Genomic DNA, 20,563 nt, shown 5'->3' with positions numbered 1-20,563 from the left:
TTAATCGTACCAGACAGGAATTGAAATTTTGGAAAGGATGCTCAGTAGCTATCTTTTATTAATCGTACCATACAGGAATAAAAAGTCTCAGGGGTTTAGGAAACGTATACGTTTCTTAAACCCCTGAGACTTTATTTATTGTGTGTCTTGCTGGTGTTGGCTTACTGTTTCACAAACCGGCCCTGTAATACCTTAAGATCTGAAGTGACCACTTGATAAACATAGACACCCGTTGCCAGAGACTCCGTTTCTAACCGGACTTCATCGCTTAGAGTAGCAGGGGCCACGCTCATAACCGGCTTGCCATCTATGGTGTAAATAGTCACTTTAGAAATGGTCAGTTCATAACCAGTCAGCTTAAGAAACACTTCGTTGATACAGGGCGAAGGAAATGATAACACCTCCCGAACGCCCGCTTCTACACCGTCAGCGCCCAGTCGGCCACCATCACCTGATTCAAATTCATAAGCGCCAATATCAATACTCTTTCCTTTTGGGCGGCCTTTGCCATCGAGATCCTGCTTAATACCCCAGTAGCCGTTATTGATACCTTTGTCAATTAGCGGAGATCCAGATACCGGCTTATAATTATCATCGAATAGTCTGTTCGATTTGGCTGAACTTAATGTCGCTTCGTAATAATTGGCCGTCTGCGTTACCTGAACTCCGGATAGCGTATTCAATAATTTACCCGACCCCGTCTGAATTACCGCATTGTTGGCCAGTGTGCTTTTGTCCAGCTTGTTATACAGCGCAAATCCTTCCTGTCTGCAGTTAACCAGTGTATTATTCGCGAATATGATGCTGTTACCAGCCGGAGTTCCGGGCCGATTGTCACAAAAGACACCTATCCCTCCAATATTTGTGACCAGGTTATTATAAACAATATTCGTCCCTGTATGGCCAAGAATTATAATACCGTTGCCACTTACATTCTGTACGACGTTATTGTATAGGCGGCCAGACACGCCCCCCGATGCCTGGATGCCATTGTTCTGGTAGGTTGCAAATGGAGAGATACCGGTGTTTCTAACTACATTGTTATATACCCGATACTCTGGTGCACAGCCATACTGTATGCCTTCGGCACCGGTGCGCTCGACCAGGTTGTTGTAAATGGCCAGGCCATAAATGTTGTGCGGATAAACTACTTTGCTCACGCCATCGCAGGTCTTGGTGATGCCGCTATTCCAGAACGAATTGCCAATGTACATCCCCTCACCGTAGGTATCGTGTACGTAGTTGTCGTGTATCTTGATGTTGTACATCGAAAAATTGCCCCGCCAGGTGGCCGGATCGCAGGTCGGGTCCATCTTGATCATGATGCCGGCAAATCCGGTGCCCGATACCTCAACCTGTTCAATTTCGAAGTCGGAGCTAAAGCTTGTTACGTTAATGCCCGATGCTCCGCTGGGAGTCTTGGTGAGCTTGAAGCCATACTTAAATCGACTGTCGCCCGAGCCGGTAAGCTTGACGTACTTGCTGTCATAAAACTGGATACCGTTGGTGCCGGTCGATGCGCCGACAGTAACGAGCCCACCGCAGTTAATGATCGTAATGGGTTTGTTGCTTTTTCCTACTATGTTTTTAAAGTAGAGATAAGGGTAGTTACCAGCTTTAATACAAATGGTCTGGCCAGGTTTATAGTCCAGTGCATCGCCATCATACATGGCTGCTTTTGAGATGGTAATGTCACAATCGCAATTCTGGGCAACTGTGTAGGTGAGAGAAATTACAAATAAAATCGACGTTAGTACAAACTTCATATTTGTTACGTTTTACACTAATTATGGATTTAAACTGGATTAAGAATGTGGACTAATGGAGTATATTATTAATTACTTTATTCTGTAATTTATAATATAATAAGTTAATAGTTTGGTGATTTTTGTAGCTATAGGATAGATATAAAGCAAATGTATAGGGTTTTTTTGTAATCAAACTAGGGTTATATGTATATAATTTATATAATAAATATAATTATTCTGTGAGTTTTTGTATTAAATAAATTATAATTAAACTAATGTATACTAAATCTGCTAATAATGCCCTTAAGTTGATGCTATCAAAAAAAATTTATTTGAAGGTCATTAACGCTATAAATTACTTATTTCATTTACAAAGAGTAACCAAGTGGTCGCATTATGACATCTCGGATGTCATCTGTAAGTGAGGCTAGCGCAGGATTAATACATTCCCTTTTAAGGGGGGAGAAGAAGACGAAGGGCGCAGAATGTAAGTATAAGTCCCAGTTGGAAGTAACGTACCTGTATACGTTCCGTCGAAAACTTGACTATATCCGTTTTCTGTATGGTAAACGATGTTTCCCCAGCGGTTAAAAACTGTAAGTTGTGCCTTAGGGTAATCGTCGATACCTATCAATTGCCAGGTATCATTCAGGCCATCACCATTCGGGCTGAACGCATCCGGTATCCAGATAGGCTTGATCAGCTTTACCTGCACAGTGCCTGAGCCCTGGCAACCTGTACTGTCGGTTGCTGTCAGGGTATATTGAATTTCTTCCTGTGGCGCAAGCGCCTGCACATAAGGTTGATCAGTAGCGGATAAATATGTGCCCGGTTCCCAGGAGAAGCGTACGGGTTGGCCCGTTAAAATGGGTTCTAAATCAACATTGCCGCCTTTGTAGACGGTTATTTCGGTTGGTAAGCCAACGGTGGGCGGTGAAATTACATCGACCTGCCGCTGAATGAGACCCGTGGCGCAGGAACTGGCCGAATTTTGAACGGTGTACGTTAACTCATGTTTGCCGATGCCAGCCGTTTTGGGGCTAAACTGATTGCCAGTTACCCCTTTGCCCGAAAATAGCCCGCCTGCCGGACTGGCTTTGAGGGCGATAAGTGGACCATCGGTACCACAAACTGGAGGAATGGAGTCGAACGTGATGACCGGTTTGGTCGATTGCCCGATCAGGAGCGGAGGGGAGGTGGCTTCGCAGCCTGCTGTATCTTTTCCGGTAACGGTGATTTCGCCAGGGCCCCTGACATAAAACGATGCCTTATTGGTTGAGGCAATCGCCTGGCCATCCACCTGCCACTGATAACTGCTTGCTCCACTGGCCAGCAGCAACAGGGAGTCGCCCGGACAGATGAGGGTTGTGGACGAGGCCGACGTTAGCGTAATCACAGGGTCGGGTCGCTGGTTTACGGTTATCGTGTCGGTGCCGATAATACATCCCTGGTCAGCGTCGTACAGTTGTGCACTGTATTGTCCGGTTTGGGTTGCTGTCAGGGTTTCTCCTGTCTCGTTGCCTAGTTCGGTCCCATTTCGCAGCCAACGGTATGTATAGCCAGCCGGGGCCGTTAGCGGAACAGTACCTCCGCTTTTGCAAATAGCCGCAGGGCCTGTGCGCGTGAGTGCCGCTACTACCGATGCATCGTTCAGAATCACTTTTTCTGAACTTACCCGTTGGCTGCATCCGGAAGCCAGTGAAATAGTAACAGTATAGTCTCCTGGTTCGGAGGCCATTAGCCGGGCGGTGTTAGCGCCAGTGATGGGTACGCTGTTCCTGCTCCACTGGTACGTCCAGGCGGGATTATCGGTTGTTTCCAGTTGAATTGTTTTGCCCGTGCACAAATTGGCTACTGTCGTGTTGATGGGACGGTTTTGAATGCGTATGGCTGGGGTTGGTAAAGACGCCGTCGGACAGTCCAGAACCAGCAACTGAAGGTCACGGCGAATTTCTCCTATTTTTATCCCCTTCCGAAACTCTTCGACCCGAATGGAAAACACATAAAGACCTGTTTGGCTGGCTTTGACTGACAGAATACCGGTTCGTGCATCGATCGATAGCGGTGGGTTGCCGGGTATGGCCTGCTGCGGCCCGAAGCCGGTGCGCCAGCTCACTTCAGGATAGGGAGCCGGTTTAACAACCGCCGTGCTTGTACTGGTAATAAACGTTCCGGCCAACGGAGAAACCAGCGAATAACGAAGCTCATCGCCATCTGCATCTGTGGCAACAGTAGAGAACGTGAACGGACTACCCACACATATATAATCACCAACGAGTGGCTGGAAAACGGGCGACGAGTTGATAAATGCCTGACCAGACCGCTGGAGGGCCGGAAACTCCAGATAAAAGAGGAAAGGTGTTGTTTGCGGACTGTTAATGTTGGCAATGTTGGCGTTACGGCAACAATTTTGCTGGATCATGTAGTAGCCCAGCGGGTCACTGTACGTATTTACGTCGAGCTGAATGTCGGCCTGGTAGATTACCTGACTGATACGGAGGTTGTTGCTTAACGCACAGCTTGGATTGATGAATGCAACGGCAGGGCGGTTGGTCGTGGTGCTGTTTAAGAGGGTAAACTCCGCCATTTTCTGCCCATCCGATTTCCTGAAAATGGCGACGTCGCTGCTGGCTTGCGGCAGGTTAGCCGTTTGGGCTTCGTTATAGTAGTAGGTCATCTTCAGTCGAAAATGACCTACTGTACTGTTGATCGCTACCATCTCAAGCTGCCCGCCAACAATGTGGGTCGCAAACGTAAACGCGGGTAGCAACAGAATTATAGCCGCAGTCAGGTAATTTTTCCGTGATCGCGAAATGCAAGCACATAGTAAAGCCAGCGATGCCGGCCACCAATGGATGAAAGCCTTATCTTCGGTAGAGAAATTAACAAATTTCATTAATGTCTTGACTTAAGATGACGGTCGATATTCACTGGCTTAGGCGACTCTGGTCACAGCACCCGGTTGATCCGTTCGGATGAACGAGTAAAGACGTTTTGAATTCGCCTACTCAAAAACAGCATCTTTCTTTAAAAGAGAGAGGTATTTGAGGCTGCCGTTTAAGTTAAGGTGCTGGTAGTCGGTAAAGAACTCATTACCCTGAATAGCGCTTGAGTAATCGGCTACTGGCAGACCGGTAGCGGCTGTTATTTTGTCTTTCCAGGGCTGAAGCTGTTTGATCTTATCCTTAGCGAAAGCGGGCAGATAAGGATTAAGAACTAATTTCACTTCAATCCCCTTTTGCTGAGCCAGCTTTACCGTTTTTACCAGATTCAGTAAAATGTCTTCTGAGGCAAAAGCAAACCGATACGGTTTCTGTAACGCTAATCCCTCAATCATACCCGGCGAAATAGTGCGGTTAGCCAGCCAGTTATCATCAGAACGATTTAAGTAATAGAGCGTGCGCTGAAATACTTCGCCGTTATAGCGAATAAGGTTAATCAACTGGCCTGCGATACCAATCTTTGCATCATGCGCCGTAATAAGATCTGATAAACTCTTGGAAAAAGGGGCGTAGCAACCAAATATGAGAATAAGCTCTTTGTTTGGCAGGCCACACATGGATACCTCAATGATCAGTTTTTTTGGAGCGGGGTTCCGTTCCAGATAATCCCGAAAGAGGGTATATCCTAAATCCATGGGCATGGCGTTGTAACTCAGGTTGAAGCTTGTGCGGCCGGTAATCTGTTGAACATAAGGTTCACAGAACGACAACCCACGTGAGTTGCCCAAAAAGGCAATCTGCGCTTTTGCTTCGCCTTTGTACAGACGCGAATAGCGAAACTGACTGTTATTGACAAATCGATTAAGTAAAGATCCGCCTAATCGGTCGCCGAGTAACGTAAAAACGACGAGTGTAATAAGCCAGAGTGCGTGTTTCATGAAAAGAGAAATTTTAAATGATACAATGAGTTTTACGTTTACATAACGCTGGTCAGAACTGGAAGTAAATGAACGAGTTCGCGCCGAAAGTGCCCATCAGGGCAATAATCCAGAAGATACACGCGTAGGCAACGAGCCTCAGTACCGGACGACGGATTAGCAGCTGGGCATAGTGCAGCCGAAAGTTCGTAATCTCCACGGTCAGTAAAATGGCAATCAGCAGTATCCCTTTTATGGCAACAAACTTGTTGATCACACTGGCCCAGTTGAAGTTTTCGAAGGAAAGCACAGTATGGATTACCTGATCGGCAATGGCGAATGTTGGACTGCGGAAGTAGATCCAGGCAAAACAGGTCAGGCTATAAACAAGCAGTATATCCAGGCCCTGTCGAACCACTACGGGCAAGTGCAACACCTGATAAAGCCGACGGCCAAAGGGCTGGATCAGACGTTGGATGACCTGGTAGGAGCCATGCAGGAATCCCCAGAAAAGGAAGGTCCAGTTGGCGCCATGCCAGAGCCCGCCGATCAGCATGGTGAGCATCATGTTTCGGTACGTTTTGAGTTTACCGCCCCGGTTGCCACCCAACGGAATGTACAGATAATCACGCAGCCAGGATGACAGGGAGATGTGCCATCGTGTCCAGAACTCGGTAAAGCTCCGGGAGAAATAAGGCGTTCGGAAGTTTTCGATGAACGTAAACCCAAGAATGCGGGCCAGACCAATGGCAATGTCGGAGTAGCCCGAAAAATCGCAGTAGATCTGGAATGAATAGAAAATGATGCCCAGCAGAACGTGTGAAGACGATAACGTGGCTGGTAATGAGAAACACTGCTCAACAAACGGAGCCAGCGAGTCGGCAATGGCTACCTTTTTAAAAAAACCCCACAACACCCGCGTGAGTCCCGACATAAACCGATCCCAATCCCAGCGCTTATCGGATTTGAACTGGGGCAGAAAGTCCTTTGCCCGCACAATAGGCCCGGCCACCAGTTGCGGAAACAGAGAAACGAAAGCGGCAAAGCGAACCAGGTCGCGTTCGGGTTCAATTTCACGGCGGTAAATGTCGACCGTGTAACTCATGGACTGGAACGTGTAAAATGAAATGCCAATCGGCAAGAGAATTGTCAGTGTCGTATCGCTGGGGTGAAACCCAAACGCCTGTATCAATTGGCGTAATGAGTCGGCGAAAAAGTTGAAATACTTGAAAAACCCAAGAAAGAGGAGATTGGCCGTCACACTGAAATAAATCAGCCGTTTTCGAAAACGCTCGTTGTCTGAGCTTGCCATCAGAATCCCCAGGGTGTAATCCATAAGGGTAGTAAAGCCAATGAGCCCCAGAAAACGCCAGTCCCACCAGCCATAGAACAAATAGCTGCCTAGTAAGCAAACCCACAGCCGGCCCCTGCCTTCCAGTGAGAAATAAACCAGCAGGAAAAACGTAATAAATACCAGAAACGTTAAGCTATTAAAAACCATTGTAGTACGATTGAGTGTGAAGGGTCACGGAGTGCTACTAGGCCGCTCGGCGGACTTTCTCCCAGATGCCGTTGTCGTTGCCGCGTCGGTAGCGAACATAGCCTAACAGGGCACAACCGTTCATGAAGGAGAAGTAATAAGGGACAAATAGCATCTTGACTCGTATCTGCCGGTCTTCCAGATAGTATCCCAGAAGTGCGGCTGAGTAAAACCCAAACTGAGCCACGAATAAGCCCTGATAGACCGTGTCGGTGAACAGCCCATTACCCGGCAGGGCGAGCAGCAAACCATTGAGAACAATAATAAGCGGCAGGCAAAACGGGGCTATCGCCCAGCGCATAACCCGGTGGGATGTGTACTGGAAAGACAGCCAGCCGTAGCGGAATATATTCAGCAGAGGCTGCAGACGGGAGATAGCCTGAAAGCCACCAGCCGCAATACGTACTTTCCTCTTTTTCTCGTCGCCGACTGAAAAAGAAGGCCGTTCCAGCGCATAGGCATCCGGCTCATAAACCACCCGATAACCTCGTTCGGCAATTCGCAGTGAAATCACAAAATCATCGAGCAGGGTATCTTTTTCAACCTGTTCGTACAACTCTGTGCGTATGGCAAACAATTCGCCGGCGGCACCCACTACACTGTAAAGTTCGGTGTCCAGGCGTTTCAAAAACGACTCATACTTCCAGTAGAGCCCTTCGCCAGACCCAACGGCGGCTTCGCTGCTTAAAAGCTGGATTCGTTTTTCGCCCGCTACAGCCCCAACATTGGGGTCGGCAAAGTGCCGGATTATGTGCTTGATAGAGGCTGAATTGAGCGTTGTGTTCGCATCGGTAAAGATGACAAAAGGCGATTTGATCCCATGCATAGCCTGATTAACGGCTTCAATCTTACCCAGTCGTTGACGGCCGCCCATAACATGAACGCGCGGGTTAGTGGCCGCATACTGCTCAACCAGTTCTGTTGTACCGTCTGTTGAGCCCTCCGTTACGAAAAGAATGTGCAGTTTGTCGGACGGGTAGTCGAGCGCCAGCGAATTATTGACTTTTTCGTCGATACAATCCCGTTCGTTATAAGCGGGTACAACGAGCATAACGTCGGGCACAAATGAGCTATCGTTCGGTGTAGGGCGTTTCTTGCCCATAAGATTACGCAGCCTGACAATCAGGTATATTATAAGTCCGTATCCCAGGTAGGTGTAGAATACGGCCAGCAACATCAATAGCAGGGACAATTCAATCAGTAGTTTCATAGTCTGGTTTTGAGGGATTAATAAAGTTGTTCGCCTGGCGGCATGAAAGGGTTGCTACACCTGCCATTTTACCAGGGCGAACAGGCTATAACCTAAGATCGGGGCATACGCTATTCGCCGGGATAGTAGGTTTTGAACTAGGCTTTTTATATCGACTAAGGGTGTCATTGGGGCAATTATAACCTGACTGGCTAATTCACTAAGCGCCAGTCAGGCTATGCTAGACTGACCGCAGGCGTACCAGCCGTAACTCGTGTCGTGTTACCGCCAGTGTCGACGGTAACACGACACGCCTTCGAAAGTAAACGTTTACCATATAGCGTTAAACAATAACCTCAGAGTCAGTCCCATGGGTTGTGTGTAAAAAACGCCCTCTCGCCTGACGGAAATTGATAACCGACCGAACGAAGCGAAAGAACAATACCGGCACCATCAGTAACTCATTGATTCCAATGAGTCTTCGTAAATAAGCGGGCAAGGCAATGGCTAGGGTAATCAGAAAAAGTAGTAGCTGAACACCCATTAGTTCGGCAAACCAGGTCTTATGCAGCAACAGGCTGATTATAAGGCTAAAGGTAATTGTGCCCAGGAGCAGAATCCGCGGTAAAGCGAGTGTCTGGATCGCTTTTTCGACGTAATCGAAGTTTTGGTTTACGCCCTCTCTTAAGCCCTGTGCCAGGTGCAACCGCGCCTGATTAATCTGTGATTCTACCCAACGTGTACGCTGGCGTTCAAACATTCCTGAAGTTTGCACTTTCTCATCGAAGATAAATGCATTCTCCAGATAGCCGATCGGTATTTTACTCTGTAATATTCTCATTTCCAGATCTTTATCGTATCCGCCAATGGTTTGGATCTGACTCAGGTTCTTTTTCAGGATAGGCAGCTCGAACGCCATTCCCGACCCGATCAGGGTAGAGGAGAAGCCAAATGCCCGATGGCCTTTCCGAAAGATGTGGTTGTTCACTTCTTCGCTGATGGCATCAAGAATGGCTACGCTGGTGTTCAGATTCTTCGCAATTCGATGCCCCTGAACCACTCGCCAGCCTTTGTCGAAAGCGGCATTGATGCGCGTCAGGAAATCGGGAGCCATGTGGTTATCCGCATCAGCCACTACGGCAATGTCGTAACTACCAACGGGGAAGTGCATTAGCGCGGCATTCAATGCTTTGCTGACCGACGATACCGCAAACGATACCTCCACTACTTTAATTGGTAACTGCTTCAGCTCACTGATTGTATGCGCTTTAAAGGAGTCGGCAATAACGACCAGGTCGTATAGGTCGCTCGGGTAGGTTTGCTGCAGGTTAGCTTTAACTGAGTCAATGATTACCGTGTCTTCCTTATACGCCGGAATCAATACCAGAATGCGCCGGAATGTTTTAGGGGGCGAGTCAATGGAAACATCGTCGGCATGGCCAAAAAGTCCACCCACCGACCATAGCAGAAGGTTCAGGGTGTTAACCACTGTATATCCGCCAATGAGTATAGCAAACAGGTTAAAAATAGCATTCATATAAAATTCGATACGAGTGTGGTAAATGTCATGCAACCTAATTAAAAGGTAGAACAGGTACTGTAGACGGGTGGCCCGATAGGGGTGAATGAACTGGGTAAATGGTTCGTGAAAACCACAGCAGCCCGTTGATCACACTACCTGGGTTTGAAGCACCTGTTTCTTTCCCTCTTCTATGTAAGCTCTATTCACATGAGTCGAACACAGCAGGACAATAGTGATCGACATAATTGAATTAGTAGGAAACTGACCAAAGATTGGATTACCATAACAGGCAACTAATATGCCTGCGTAGCCACAGATAAGCGAAAGCAGCAGAAGCTTCAGATCAGGGGCATAGGTTGCCAGTTCGGACCTTGTTGTGTTATAAATGCCCAGAGCCAGAAAGAACAGCAGCATGCCCAGGTGTAGGACAATGCCCACGATACCGTTTTCAATCCAGATTTTCACATACCAGCTGTCAGGGGGTGTTGAGGCCAGAAAGCTATTAGGCGTAAATCGGCGGGCCCAGTCTCCGGAGCTGCCAATACCACCGCCAAAAGGGCGTGTTGCCAGATAGTCCACCAGTTTTTTCTGATTATCCAACCGAACCTGGAAGGAGTCGTTATCGGGGTCTAGTGCGGTGCGCATCCGTTCAATCTCATATAAGCTGCTCCCTATGGAGGTGTACTTTAACATGCCGAACAAAGAGCCGCCAATCAGGACACCAATAATGAGAATCGCGAAGTTGCGCCGTAAAATAATATACACGGGCAGACCGGCCAGGATAACGAATAAAGCCCCCCGTGTACCCGATACGGCAAAGCCCCAAAACACGATCAGGCCAATTCCCAGATACAGAAGCTTGATTCGCAATACACGCTCATCCAGTACCCGTATTATGCAGAGCAGCGTAGCGTAGGCCATTTCTGCCCCGAACTGCCCGGCATCCGAGTAGAATGAAAAGCAGCGTAGCTGGCCAAACAAAACGTGTGTTACGCTGGCTCCCGCATCAAGCCACTGTTGTTCGCCAGCTGTCAGACCGATGTAGCGTTGTCTGAATGCCCAGATTGCCGCTACCACCGACCAGATCAGCCAGATGGTGAATATAGTGTCGATGTCTTTTTTTGTTCGAATCAACACCATCCCCAGAATAGTTAGCTGGAACCAGTACAGGGACTCGGCACGTACGGCAAAAAACCAGGCTCCCAGCACGGGTAACTCCGTATTGAATAATTGTAGAAAGGTGTATAGCGTCCAGAGAAGAATCAAATAGAATGCCGGATTATGCAGGTTTTTCCAGTCGAACTGTTTGTAGTTAATTACAACACCAACCAGCAGCAATAACAGCAGTCCATCGGCCAGCAGCCCATACGGCGCTACGACCGGACTGAAGCGCTGTATGCCGTTAACGATAAAAGCGTATTGTAGATAAATGAACAAACCTAATTTAGGTCTATACAAACAAATGAACACCACTGCCAGCGCCATGGGAATCAGCAGGATGATAGCGGCTCCCTTTAATTCTCGCTCGGCAATAATTAATCCGGTGCCCAGCGCCACTAATGCCCCTAAAAAGGCAAATAGGACGGTCTGGCGGTCAACGGAAATTTTTAACTGTTGAACGTATCCATTCATGACGAAATCGGGTAATCAGGCCGACCAGCTCGGTCCACCCAGTTTGTATACAACCAGTTAATGAGATAGGAACATGGCGCTTCAGCAGGCGAAAACCCAGCAGCATACCCATGGCAAAAGTGACAATTGAAACACCGGCCAGCGCCGTGGTTGATCTGAATACGAGCAGGGCTACCAAAGCACCTCCTACCTGTATGCAGAGCATGAACAGTACCTTAACCAGGTTGAACTGCGGTTTGCCGATGGCATCGAGGCCAACGCCGGAATACCGGTCGAGGGGAAGCAGGGCACCATACAGCATAAAACAGCGCATTAATGTGGCCCCATCGCGGTAGTGTCCACCACCCAACAGCGTAACCAGGGGTTCGGCAAGCACAAATCCGACGATCGATAAAGGCAGCATAACCAGCCAGAGCAGACCCGCACTTTGCTGAAAATAAGCGGCCAGCTCACTCGACTTTCCCTGCTGCTGTAGCTTCACCAGCCGTGGCATAGCTGTTACGACGACACTGCGTACCGGCATATCGAGGAGTTGAGTAAGTCGTTGTGGAATAGCGTACAGCGCTACCGCTTCCGGACCCAGTATGGCACCCAGCAGCAGGGTGTCTGCACTGCGTTGTAAATTGGAGCCGACGAGCGTACCAATGGTATACTTGCCAAAGTGAAAAAGTGCGTTCCGTTCGGCAGTTCTGCCCGCCGGAATGGAGCGCCACCGGCTCCACCCAATAAACAGGGACCAAAGGCTGATAGCTCCGTTGGCAACGGCAAACAAACCATACAGGCTATTGCCCGGAAACAGCTGGAATTGATAACACCCAATGATAAGCAACAGAAATACCAGTTGAGTAAGCACCCGTATCCATTGCAACGGTCTAAACTGCGACCGGGCGTGCAGAAACCAGGTGGCAATGTTGGCAGGTAGTGATACCAGGCTGATGATCCAGAACCAAACGGCTGTTTCGGAGTTGCCAACCCAGTCGCTGATCATGGGAAAATAGTAGGTCAAGCCAATCAGGAAGGGCCCCACAACCATCGTCATGAGCAGGCCAAGCTGCCAGACAGCCCCTTCCCATCGTTTCAGACTCGATTCAAATGTGGCGGTCTCCGTGCGCAGGTCGGCCGTGTACTGAATCATTCCGTTGAGCAGCAAGCCGGACCGAAGCGTATCAAACAATGTATAGGTAACCAAAAAAAGTACCCAGGTACCAAATGCTTCACGAGGCATCCAACGCGCCAGCAGACCCGTTGTGGTGAGCGAGATAATGGCAGCCGTGCCGTTGCCTAATAAAGACACGGCTGCGTTTTTTCGCAGTATTGTCTGGACAGCATTTAGTGTTCGGTTAATCATTTGTTAAACAGTTTCTTGGGTGGGTAGATGGGCTGGTAATGCACTGGGTTGATGCACACCCGTGGCAACGACTACGGGTGCATCGGCAATTGGACTGACTCTGATCAAGCTGGGGTGAACATAGTTCAGAACAGACAGGATGGGGGCCTTGGTGGCTTTCCGGTACAACTGATAAAGACTCTGGTCAGTACTGTTCCAGGTGATCCGGGCATTTACGACCATCAGTAGCAGATTGCTCTGGGCTACCAGGTGCGTTGCAATGGGTGTGATGCTCAGGTCAGGTAGTTCCAGCAAAATGATGTCGTACTGCTGCGAATCGAACGGCATCAGGTTGCCAACGACCTGATCGACGGTTTTGGCGTAAGCAAAATCACTTCGTACTTCGTAGGCGATGGTGGTAACCTCCTCGGGCAGTTGGCTTCCCTCGCTCAGTGTATAGGGTGAAAGCAGGGCCACACGTTTTCCGGCAACTGCATACTGTTCGGCCAGTTGGCTGGCCAGCCAGGTTTTACCCTGTTTAGGCCGCGTACTCCAGACGGAGATCAGTACATAAGGCCGGTAATCGGGCATCGAACTCATATCGACTTCGGCTCTACTGCGCAGATTATCCAGCATGTATTGCAGCATGATGCGCGTTTTCTTGTTACGGGTCTGTGCCGGAACGGCGGGAAACGATGCGGCAACCGGCAGTTTGGTTACTTCTTCAAAACGGGTTGCGTCATAAATACGTCCATCTATGAGGTAACGAATCAGGAGCAGCACCAGCGCCAGCACCAGCCCAACGCCAAAGGCAGCGCCGAGAATCATCCAACGCTTGGAGGGTAGTGGATGCAGTGGAAACTGGGGCGCATCGAGCAATTTGAGCGGGCCGGTCATTTCCGCATTTTTCTGACGGGTTTTAGCCTGGCTCAGAGCCGCCATGGTAGCCAGATAATCTTTCTCAGCTACACTAACATCACGCTTAATCTGGGTAAGGGTTGATCCCAGGGGGGTGAACTTAGCGGCCATATCTTTAAAATCGATCAGGCGTTTCTCATAGGTGGCCAGCCGCGCTTTGGATTCTTCGTAGAGAATGACCCGGTTGAGCCATTCGTCCAGCAGGTGCATTTGGGGAATCGACTCGGTGGAGTTGCCGGCTTTATAATATTTTTGAGCCGTTACTCTCAGATCGTCGGTAAGCCGGTTAACTTTCCCCAAAAGCTGGTCAATCGTTTCTTTGGGTCGGCCAGCCATTCGGGCTTGTGATAACTGGCTGGTTGCTGTGGTGAGTTCCTGGCGTTTGGTTAGCAGCTCGTCGTTTACCGATAATGCGTTCATCCGGTCGTCAAGGCGTTTGCCGAGTGCATCCATCGAGGCTTTTGCTGCCTTTAATTTCATCAATTCTTCGTTGTATTGACCCTGCAGTGCATCTTTGTTTAAGGCAATACTGCGGCTTTCTTCGTCGTAGTTGATAATCTGGTTGTTTTCCTCAAATGCCTTCAGCCGTTGCTCAGCCTGTTGCAGTTTTTGAATGGCTTCCTGATTACGGTTATTGTAATAGCTGACAACCGGGCTTGTTTCGGATGTTTTGAAGCCTGCATACCGGTTGCTGAACACGTCGATCAGCTCCGTCAGTGTCGCATACGTCAACGCGGCATCGTCGGCTTGAAAAGACAGTTCGAGCATATCGCTGTCTTTCTTCCGGATGGCTTTCAGTTGTTTGGCAATCCTGGCCGTTGAATAATCTGATGTGGGGTTATTCAGCAGTTTTTTAATCGGGTTGTCGCTTATCGTATGCGCCATGCTGTCGATGCGACGATAAATAATTTGCTCGTTTCGGCTGGCAACCAGGGTGGCACGCAGCGCTTCCGGAACGGCTTTGTGCAGTTCTTTAAAATTGCGGTTGTCCATAACCATCGAATCGGGCGATTCCAGCATCAGGTGACGGCTCAGGAGCCGGATAGATACCTGGGCCATTGTTTCGCGGGAGGAGATGGTCGAGAGCAGGTTCTCGAAGGCATTGTCTACCGCTTCGTGGTCAACGCGTGCGTTCGATTCGTTCGATAGTATCGAATAGCCAGAGGTAAGGCCTGTATAAAGAGTGGCGGTTGATTCGTAAACACGAGGCAGACTACGCGTGAAATAGTAAGCTGTACCGGCAGCAATGACCGGCATTAATATCAGCCAGAAGATATTTTGTCTTAGAAGGCGATTGATAAGTTGAGAGTTCATAAACGGATGACTGACTGGTTTGAACGGTTATAGAAGTGAGTAATCTCTCAAGGCATTGGTGGATCGGTGCTATTTGACCATCAACGTCCGTAGTGGGGTGCCAATAAGTGCTTCAAGATCATAGTAGTTAATCATGAAGTCGCCCCGTGCACGCTCTGCATACGATTTGGCCTGCGTATAAATGGTGCTGATCTGCGACAATTGGGCTGGTTGGGCCTTGCCTTGTTGTAGCTCAACCTCCGTGACCCGATAAGTGGTCAACGCTACCTGCTCGTCGCGCAGGCGGGCGTTCATAACACGCTGGGCAACCAGTAGGTCCTGATAGATATGGATAAGTTCGCGTTTCAGGGAAAGGGCTACTACCGATTTCTGGTGTTGGGTAACCTGGTACTCCGCTTTGGCCTGCTGAACGAGGTTGTGTCGGCCGAACAGTGTGGATAAGGGCACCTGTACATTAAAGCCCCACCGGGTACCATTGCTCAACTGAAAGGCATCGGTTGGATTACTGCCCGTGGCCAGGAGAGTTTGACTTCCCTGTGCGTAGTTCACGTACGGATAGATATTATCCAGCGCAACTACTTTGGAGTAGCGGAAGGCTTCCAGTTTACTGTTGGCCATAGCTCCCTGCACCTTCATCATGGGGGAGTATTGCAACGCAATCTGATAGATTTCTTCGAACGGAATCAGCTGCTCGGTGATGTCTCTGTTTAAGTCGAAATAAGCCGTGTCATTGACGACTATCTCACTTTTAGCCTTGGTTTGTTGAGCAAAGAGGGTGAGGCTGTTGCCTAAACTAAGAAATAGAAGTCCTATCCATACAGGATAGGCGAAGGGTAGTGAAATTTTCATCGGATTGTTTTTTCGACTGCTGGTTTGAGAAATTCGGAAACCTTTCATTTAATACGTCAATGCTTTTTTTATACACTGACCACCCACTACACTAACGACACCGCTCCATTTGATTTCGGTACTTCCCGTTTCACGAGCCGTAAACGGATGGTCTCCTTCGGGAAGGTTATTCGCCAATGCGCACCCCACTGTGCCGCAGTACGTGACGCCATTAGGGAAAAAGTTGAAGACGCTTCCAATCCGTACATCCCGGACAAAGACTTCTACACTATTGGACCCTTTGGGCATCCAGAACATAATGGAACCACGCACACCCGTTACCGGCACCGGCTTGGTAACGGTGGTAGTGCCCCAGGGGCCCGTTGCGTCCAGTTTAACTTGATAAACCCCGTTTGCACTGTAGGCGTGGTTGGCATTCTTCTCTTTACTGGTTACCCCTTTGTCTCCAAAATCCCACGTATAACTTGTTGCGTTCATGGATGTGGTCGTAAACTGAATGAACCCTTTTCCATCATCGACGCTGGTGAAATCCACTTCTGGCGGAGGTAATTTTTGCTGACAACCTGTGACGGCGATTAATAGAATGAATAGAAGTTTTTTCATGTCATTGTGTGCCCATCGGGCGCTTAAGTAGTTGATTAGGCTGGTATTTTTCTGACGCTTTCCACTTTCACCCATTCATTCTGGCTGAAATCGTACTGCTTTATTATTCGTGCCGGATTACCCGCTACAATACAATAAGGAGGCACATCTTTGGTCACCACACTGCCTCCGGCCACCACGGAGTGCTTTCCAATCTTAACCCCTGCTGTAATCACCGAATTGGCGCCAATCCAGCATTCATCTTCCACAATAATGGGTTGGGTCGTGACGGGCTGTAAACGGATGGGCGTCTTAATGTCTTCGTATCCGTGATTCAATCCCGACATTACAACGTGTTGAGCCAGAATGACATGGGCTCCGATGCTGACCGGGCCAATGACAACCGACCCTATGCCGATTCGGCAGAAATCACCAATGCGTATATCACCTACGCCATTATTTATCACGCTGTAATCTTCAACCGTCGACTGGATGCCTAACTCGAATACCCGGAAAGGCAGTACATCGAGCCGCGCTGTACTGCGTATTATGGAGGTACGGTGCCGGTCATGCACAATCGGGTTGACGAACCAGCTTACCCAACGACGGGGCCTGGCCTGCCCCCTCGGGATAAGTAGGTAGTGGACAAAACGTTTGAGAGCGATGTTCTGCTTTATGATGTGGAGTGGTTTCATAATTTGTAGCTTACTATTGCCTTCGCCAAAGAGGGGTTAATCCTGCCCGACAGGCGTAACATGTCCGGATAATTTTGCATTGAACACCTGTTGCATGATGTCTTCAAACTCTTCGGCCCGATGTACCCACGAGTTGGAGGCCGCCGTTTCAATAAACTCCTCAACCCGCTCGTCGCTCACACCCGCCAGTGACTTCTTAAGGGCCTCAACAAATGCCGCCGGTTCATTGACAAAGTCAACCACCTCATCGAAATCATCCAGGATGGAGAATCGTGTAGAGACGACGGGGATGCCCGCAGCCAAGTACTCGTTGATCTTTAAAGGATAGATCGTATACGTGTGCTCACTACAGTTGAAAGGGATGATACCTACATGCAGACGGGCCATCAGGGGCACCAGCTCGGCGGGTGGTACGGGTTTGATGAACTCTAAGTTAGGATACTTACTCAGCCGCTGGGTAACGATCTCGTCGGTGATGCGGCCAATGAACTGGAAGGTCACCTGGGGCAGGGCCTGCAGGCAGTATTCCACCAGATCGAGGTTGATGCGGTTGTCGGCTGTGCCCAGGTAGCCCACGATCGGGCGGCTACGGTCGGTGGTCAGGGCCAGCTCGCGGGCCTGGCTGAAGAGGTCATAGTTGGCGCCGTTTTTCACACAGAAAGCCCTGGGCTGAAGCTGGCTTTTGGCCGAGCGCAGGGTCACGGAGGTGGTCACGACGGCATCAACCTTGGGCAGATATTCCTTCTCACAACGGCCACCATGACGGGCAATCCACGATTCGATCGTGATCTCGTCGAAGCAGTAATAGATGGTGGCCTTTTCGTTGAGCTTTCCCAGCATGGGCAGTCCCCAAACAGGGTTGAAGGCGTTAACGACCAGCGGGGGCTGGTTGTCAATCAGGGGGATCACTTTACGCAGGCTTCTGAGCATCCGGTTGGCGTTCCACTTCATAACCCGGTCGTGCCACCGGTCAGGCATCCAGTTGACGGGCAGACTGACGGGGGGCGTCCACAGATAGAGCTGAGCACCGTTGGCCAGGGTCTTGCGATTGAGGGGGTTTTTCAGCCGGACAGCCTCCAGGAGAGGAACTTGTACACGTCCCAGCAATCCCATGATCCAGTCTTTTAAGGTGTATTGATAGTCAACAAACAGGACCCGATGCCGGGGGGCCAGCTCGGTCATGAGTTGAACGATCGTCTTCTGGAAGACTCCTTCCCAGGATGTTTGACTTATACAAATGATGAAATTCCTGTCTTGCATGAGTAAAAAAATATTGAACGTGAAGCAAATGACTCGTTGCTCACCCTTCGTTTATAGCTGTACTTGTGGTTGAATGGGGGGTATTGATAAACTTCTTGCTTGCTTCGCCCAAGCGGGTTATCGACCGTAAAAAGCGGAAGAATAAACCGGGAATCTGGCTTATTTCTTTCCAGGTGATCAGGGCCAGAAGCTCATTCGGCGTGGCGATGTAAAAGGTAAACAGGAGAACCAGGAGTTGCCCTCCCGCGAGCATCAGCAGGGTGGAATCCCGCAAGACAAGCGCTGCACCCGTACCAATGGTGAGGAAGCCCAGCAGAATTACCCGGGGTAAAAACATGGTTTGGAAAACCTTATCGAAGTAATCCACATTGCCTTTCAGTAACTGAACAATACCCGAGGGCAGGTTACGGCGCAGGTACTTAAGCTGAGCGGCAATCCACCGGGCCCGTTGCCGTTCAAATACAGCCCCGCTTTGTACTTTCTCGTCATAACACAAGGCCTCATCAATGTAGTCGATCCGGTGGTGATCGTGGATGAGCCGCATTTCCAGTTCTTTATCGAAGCCGCCCGTAGTGTTAATCTGACCCATATACTGCTTGAATAAAGTATAGTCAAACGCCATACCGGAGCCCATCAAACTACCCGACAGCCCCAGTGCCCGGTGGCCAAGACGGAGTATGTAGGTGTTGATCTCTTCACTTACGGCATCCAGAATAGCCACGCTGGTGTTGGTGTTTTTGGCTACCCGGTGGCCTTGTACCGCTTTCCAGCCACCGTTGAAAGCGGTATTGATATGGGTCAGGAAGTTGGTGGCCATCACATTGTCGGCGTCCAGAATGACGGCCACATCGTAGGCGGCACTGAGCTTACTCATGGTCGCATTCAGCGCCTTGGCTTTCGTCGAAACATCAAAACTTACCTCAACAACCGTAATAGGCAGGGCGGCCAGTTTATCGAGCGTGTCTTGCTGAAGTGAATCGGCAATGACAATAACATCGTAGGCATCACGTGGATAATCCTGTTTGAGTGCCTGTTCGGCCGTGTCGGTAATAACGGCATCTTCCTTATAGGCTGGAATTAGCACGGCCATCCGCTTGGCGACAGGATTTGGGTTTGCCGGAGGGGCTTGCAGGTGTCCGAACCGGCCGGCCATTGTGAAGACGAACAGGTATATCGTTTCGACAGCCGTCAAAAAGAAAAGCAGAGTTAATAAGCTAAGGGCAATATTCATAACAAAGAGGATTTCCGGGTGATATTCCATAGCAGGCCGCTCCAAAATGCATTCAGGTAATCGAAGCGACGAGTCAATAGAAATGAGAGTGAGTTTTTGGGGACTGAAACCAGCGTGAAGAAGCTGAGAAACATTAATTTTTGAGCGAGAGGAAAGTTTCGGCGCATGAAATACAGCCGGTTACGGGTCAGGTAATACAGCTTTAAAGGGCTGTACTTGCCCGTTGATACAGACTCTTTATGCCAGACTACGGATTCGGCTACGTACCAGGTTGTAAATCCGTCGCGCTGGGCACGGGCACACCAGTCGAATTCTTCATAATAAAGAAAGAATTCATCATCCATCAGTCCGCTGGTTTGCAGTACTTTACGGGAGATCAGCATGGCTGCCCCGTGGATGAAAGGAGTTAGTTGGGTTGTGTCAAACTGTCCCTTGTCGACCTGCCGGTTCCCTACAAAAAAGCTACGTCCTGTATAGGGGTTCATTTTACCCGAACCTGCATACTGGATCATATTTTCTTCGTGAAAGAACTTTATTTTAGGACTGGCCATGCCCGCGTTAGGCTGCGTTTCCAGGCAGTCGACCAGCGGCTGTAAAAAATCGGGTGCGACTTCTGTATCATTGTTCAGAAAGAGCAGATACTTTCCTTTGCAATGTTCTATTGCCAGATTGTTGCCACCGGCAAACCCCAGATTTTTCGCGCTTTTTATGAAGTGTGTATCTGGAAATTCACTGACTAGCGAGTCGATACCCCGATTAGGACTACCATTATCAACCACGAACACTTCTGTATTGGGGTAGTCAATCTTCTGGAGCGACCTGAGCAACTGGCTGGTCACCTCGGGCTGATCGTAGTTAACAGTAATTATGGATACTAAAGGTTGCATAATGTCTGGC

At 49.2% G+C, this 20,563-nt stretch carries 15 protein-coding genes; all 15 read right to left on the bottom strand.

Annotation, left to right across the window (positions count from 1 at the left end):
• Nucleotides 1-161: 161 nt before the first annotated feature.
• The 15 genes from NT073_RS23020 to NT073_RS22950 all read right to left on the bottom strand — a co-directional run bounded on the left by NT073_RS23020 (nt 162) and on the right by NT073_RS22950 (nt 20,553).
• The gene (locus NT073_RS23020; protein WP_297378236.1) at nt 162-1,766 is read right to left on the bottom strand and encodes a right-handed parallel beta-helix repeat-containing protein; all 1,605 of its coding nucleotides are present in this window, start codon (nt 1,764-1,766) and stop codon (nt 162-164) included.
• A gap of 409 nt (nt 1,767-2,175) precedes the next feature.
• Complete coding sequence (locus NT073_RS23015; RefSeq protein ID WP_297378233.1) at nt 2,176-4,644, bottom strand: gliding motility-associated C-terminal domain-containing protein; 2,469 nt, start codon at nt 4,642-4,644, stop codon at nt 2,176-2,178.
• 108 nt (nt 4,645-4,752) lie between these two features.
• Nucleotides 4,753-5,628, bottom strand: coding sequence for a hypothetical protein (locus NT073_RS23010; protein ID WP_297378229.1), 876 nt, complete (start codon nt 5,626-5,628; stop codon nt 4,753-4,755).
• Nucleotides 5,629-5,680: 52 nt separating this feature from the next.
• Nucleotides 5,681-7,108, bottom strand: a complete 1,428-nt coding sequence (locus NT073_RS23005) for an MBOAT family O-acyltransferase (protein WP_297378226.1) — start codon at nt 7,106-7,108, stop codon at nt 5,681-5,683.
• A 37-nt stretch (nt 7,109-7,145) separates the two neighbouring features.
• Complete coding sequence (locus NT073_RS23000; RefSeq protein ID WP_297378223.1) at nt 7,146-8,357, bottom strand: glycosyltransferase family 2 protein; 1,212 nt, start codon at nt 8,355-8,357, stop codon at nt 7,146-7,148.
• Nucleotides 8,358-8,679: 322 nt separating this feature from the next.
• On the bottom strand, nt 8,680-9,873 hold the full coding sequence (locus NT073_RS22995) for a glycosyltransferase (RefSeq protein ID WP_297378221.1): 1,194 nt from the start codon (nt 9,871-9,873) through the stop codon (nt 8,680-8,682).
• 132 nt (nt 9,874-10,005) lie between these two features.
• Nucleotides 10,006-11,490 (bottom strand): O-antigen ligase family protein, encoded by a 1,485-nt coding sequence (locus NT073_RS22990; RefSeq protein ID WP_297378219.1) that lies wholly within the window; start codon nt 11,488-11,490, stop codon nt 10,006-10,008.
• Nucleotides 11,453-12,838 (bottom strand): lipopolysaccharide biosynthesis protein, encoded by a 1,386-nt coding sequence (locus tag NT073_RS22985; protein ID WP_297378217.1) that lies wholly within the window; start codon nt 12,836-12,838, stop codon nt 11,453-11,455. The genes NT073_RS22990 and NT073_RS22985 overlap by 38 nt, the downstream gene beginning before the upstream one ends.
• Nucleotides 12,839-12,841: 3 nt before the next feature.
• Nucleotides 12,842-15,049 carry a hypothetical protein gene (locus NT073_RS22980; protein ID WP_297378214.1) on the bottom strand — a complete coding sequence of 736 codons (2,208 nt, stop codon included), beginning with the start codon at nt 15,047-15,049 and terminating at the stop codon, nt 12,842-12,844.
• Between the two features lie 69 nt (nt 15,050-15,118).
• Nucleotides 15,119-15,898 carry a TolC family protein gene (locus NT073_RS22975; RefSeq protein ID WP_297378212.1) on the bottom strand — a complete coding sequence of 260 codons (780 nt, stop codon included), beginning with the start codon at nt 15,896-15,898 and terminating at the stop codon, nt 15,119-15,121.
• 48 nt (nt 15,899-15,946) lie between these two features.
• The gene (locus NT073_RS22970) at nt 15,947-16,501 is read right to left on the bottom strand and encodes a PKD domain-containing protein (RefSeq protein WP_297378209.1); all 555 of its coding nucleotides are present in this window, start codon (nt 16,499-16,501) and stop codon (nt 15,947-15,949) included.
• Between the two features lie 35 nt (nt 16,502-16,536).
• A complete protein-coding gene (locus tag NT073_RS22965; protein WP_297378206.1) occupies nt 16,537-17,175 on the bottom strand; it encodes an acyltransferase in 639 nt (212 codons plus the stop codon).
• A gap of 36 nt (nt 17,176-17,211) precedes the next feature.
• Nucleotides 17,212-18,435 (bottom strand): glycosyltransferase, encoded by a 1,224-nt coding sequence (locus NT073_RS22960; RefSeq protein WP_297378204.1) that lies wholly within the window; start codon nt 18,433-18,435, stop codon nt 17,212-17,214.
• Between the two features lie 40 nt (nt 18,436-18,475).
• Nucleotides 18,476-19,666, bottom strand: a complete 1,191-nt coding sequence (locus NT073_RS22955) for a glycosyltransferase family 2 protein (protein ID WP_297378199.1) — start codon at nt 19,664-19,666, stop codon at nt 18,476-18,478.
• Nucleotides 19,663-20,553, bottom strand: coding sequence for a glycosyltransferase family 2 protein (locus tag NT073_RS22950; protein WP_297378196.1), 891 nt, complete (start codon nt 20,551-20,553; stop codon nt 19,663-19,665). The genes NT073_RS22955 and NT073_RS22950 overlap by 4 nt, the downstream gene beginning before the upstream one ends.
• Nucleotides 20,554-20,563: the final 10 nt, after the last annotated feature.

Source organism: Spirosoma sp. (assembly GCF_026391055.1).
GTDB lineage: Bacteria > Bacteroidota > Bacteroidia > Cytophagales > Spirosomataceae > Spirosoma.
This window is presented reverse-complemented; position numbering and strand designations above follow the sequence as displayed.

Bases quoted from the DNA above. Each gene is read 5' to 3' on its own strand.
- NT073_RS23020 (WP_297378236.1), bottom strand. From the start codon at position 1,766: ATGAAGTTTGTACTAACGTCGATTTTATTTGTAATTTCTCTCACCTAC.
- NT073_RS23015 (WP_297378233.1), bottom strand. From the start codon at position 4,644: ATGAAATTTGTTAATTTCTCTACCGAAGATAAGGCTTTCATCCATTGG.
- NT073_RS23010 (WP_297378229.1), bottom strand. From the start codon at position 5,628: ATGAAACACGCACTCTGGCTTATTACACTCGTCGTTTTTACGTTACTC.
- NT073_RS23005 (WP_297378226.1), bottom strand. From the start codon at position 7,108: ATGGTTTTTAATAGCTTAACGTTTCTGGTATTTATTACGTTTTTCCTG.
- NT073_RS23000 (WP_297378223.1), bottom strand. From the start codon at position 8,357: ATGAAACTACTGATTGAATTGTCCCTGCTATTGATGTTGCTGGCCGTA.
- NT073_RS22995 (WP_297378221.1), bottom strand. From the start codon at position 9,873: ATGAATGCTATTTTTAACCTGTTTGCTATACTCATTGGCGGATATACA.
- NT073_RS22990 (WP_297378219.1), bottom strand. From the start codon at position 11,490: ATGAATGGATACGTTCAACAGTTAAAAATTTCCGTTGACCGCCAGACC.
- NT073_RS22985 (WP_297378217.1), bottom strand. From the start codon at position 12,838: ATGATTAACCGAACACTAAATGCTGTCCAGACAATACTGCGAAAAAAC.
- NT073_RS22980 (WP_297378214.1), bottom strand. From the start codon at position 15,049: ATGAACTCTCAACTTATCAATCGCCTTCTAAGACAAAATATCTTCTGG.
- NT073_RS22975 (WP_297378212.1), bottom strand. From the start codon at position 15,898: ATGAAAATTTCACTACCCTTCGCCTATCCTGTATGGATAGGACTTCTA.
- NT073_RS22970 (WP_297378209.1), bottom strand. From the start codon at position 16,501: ATGAAAAAACTTCTATTCATTCTATTAATCGCCGTCACAGGTTGTCAG.
- NT073_RS22965 (WP_297378206.1), bottom strand. From the start codon at position 17,175: ATGAAACCACTCCACATCATAAAGCAGAACATCGCTCTCAAACGTTTT.
- NT073_RS22960 (WP_297378204.1), bottom strand. From the start codon at position 18,435: ATGCAAGACAGGAATTTCATCATTTGTATAAGTCAAACATCCTGGGAA.
- NT073_RS22955 (WP_297378199.1), bottom strand. From the start codon at position 19,666: ATGAATATTGCCCTTAGCTTATTAACTCTGCTTTTCTTTTTGACGGCT.
- NT073_RS22950 (WP_297378196.1), bottom strand. From the start codon at position 20,553: ATGCAACCTTTAGTATCCATAATTACTGTTAACTACGATCAGCCCGAG.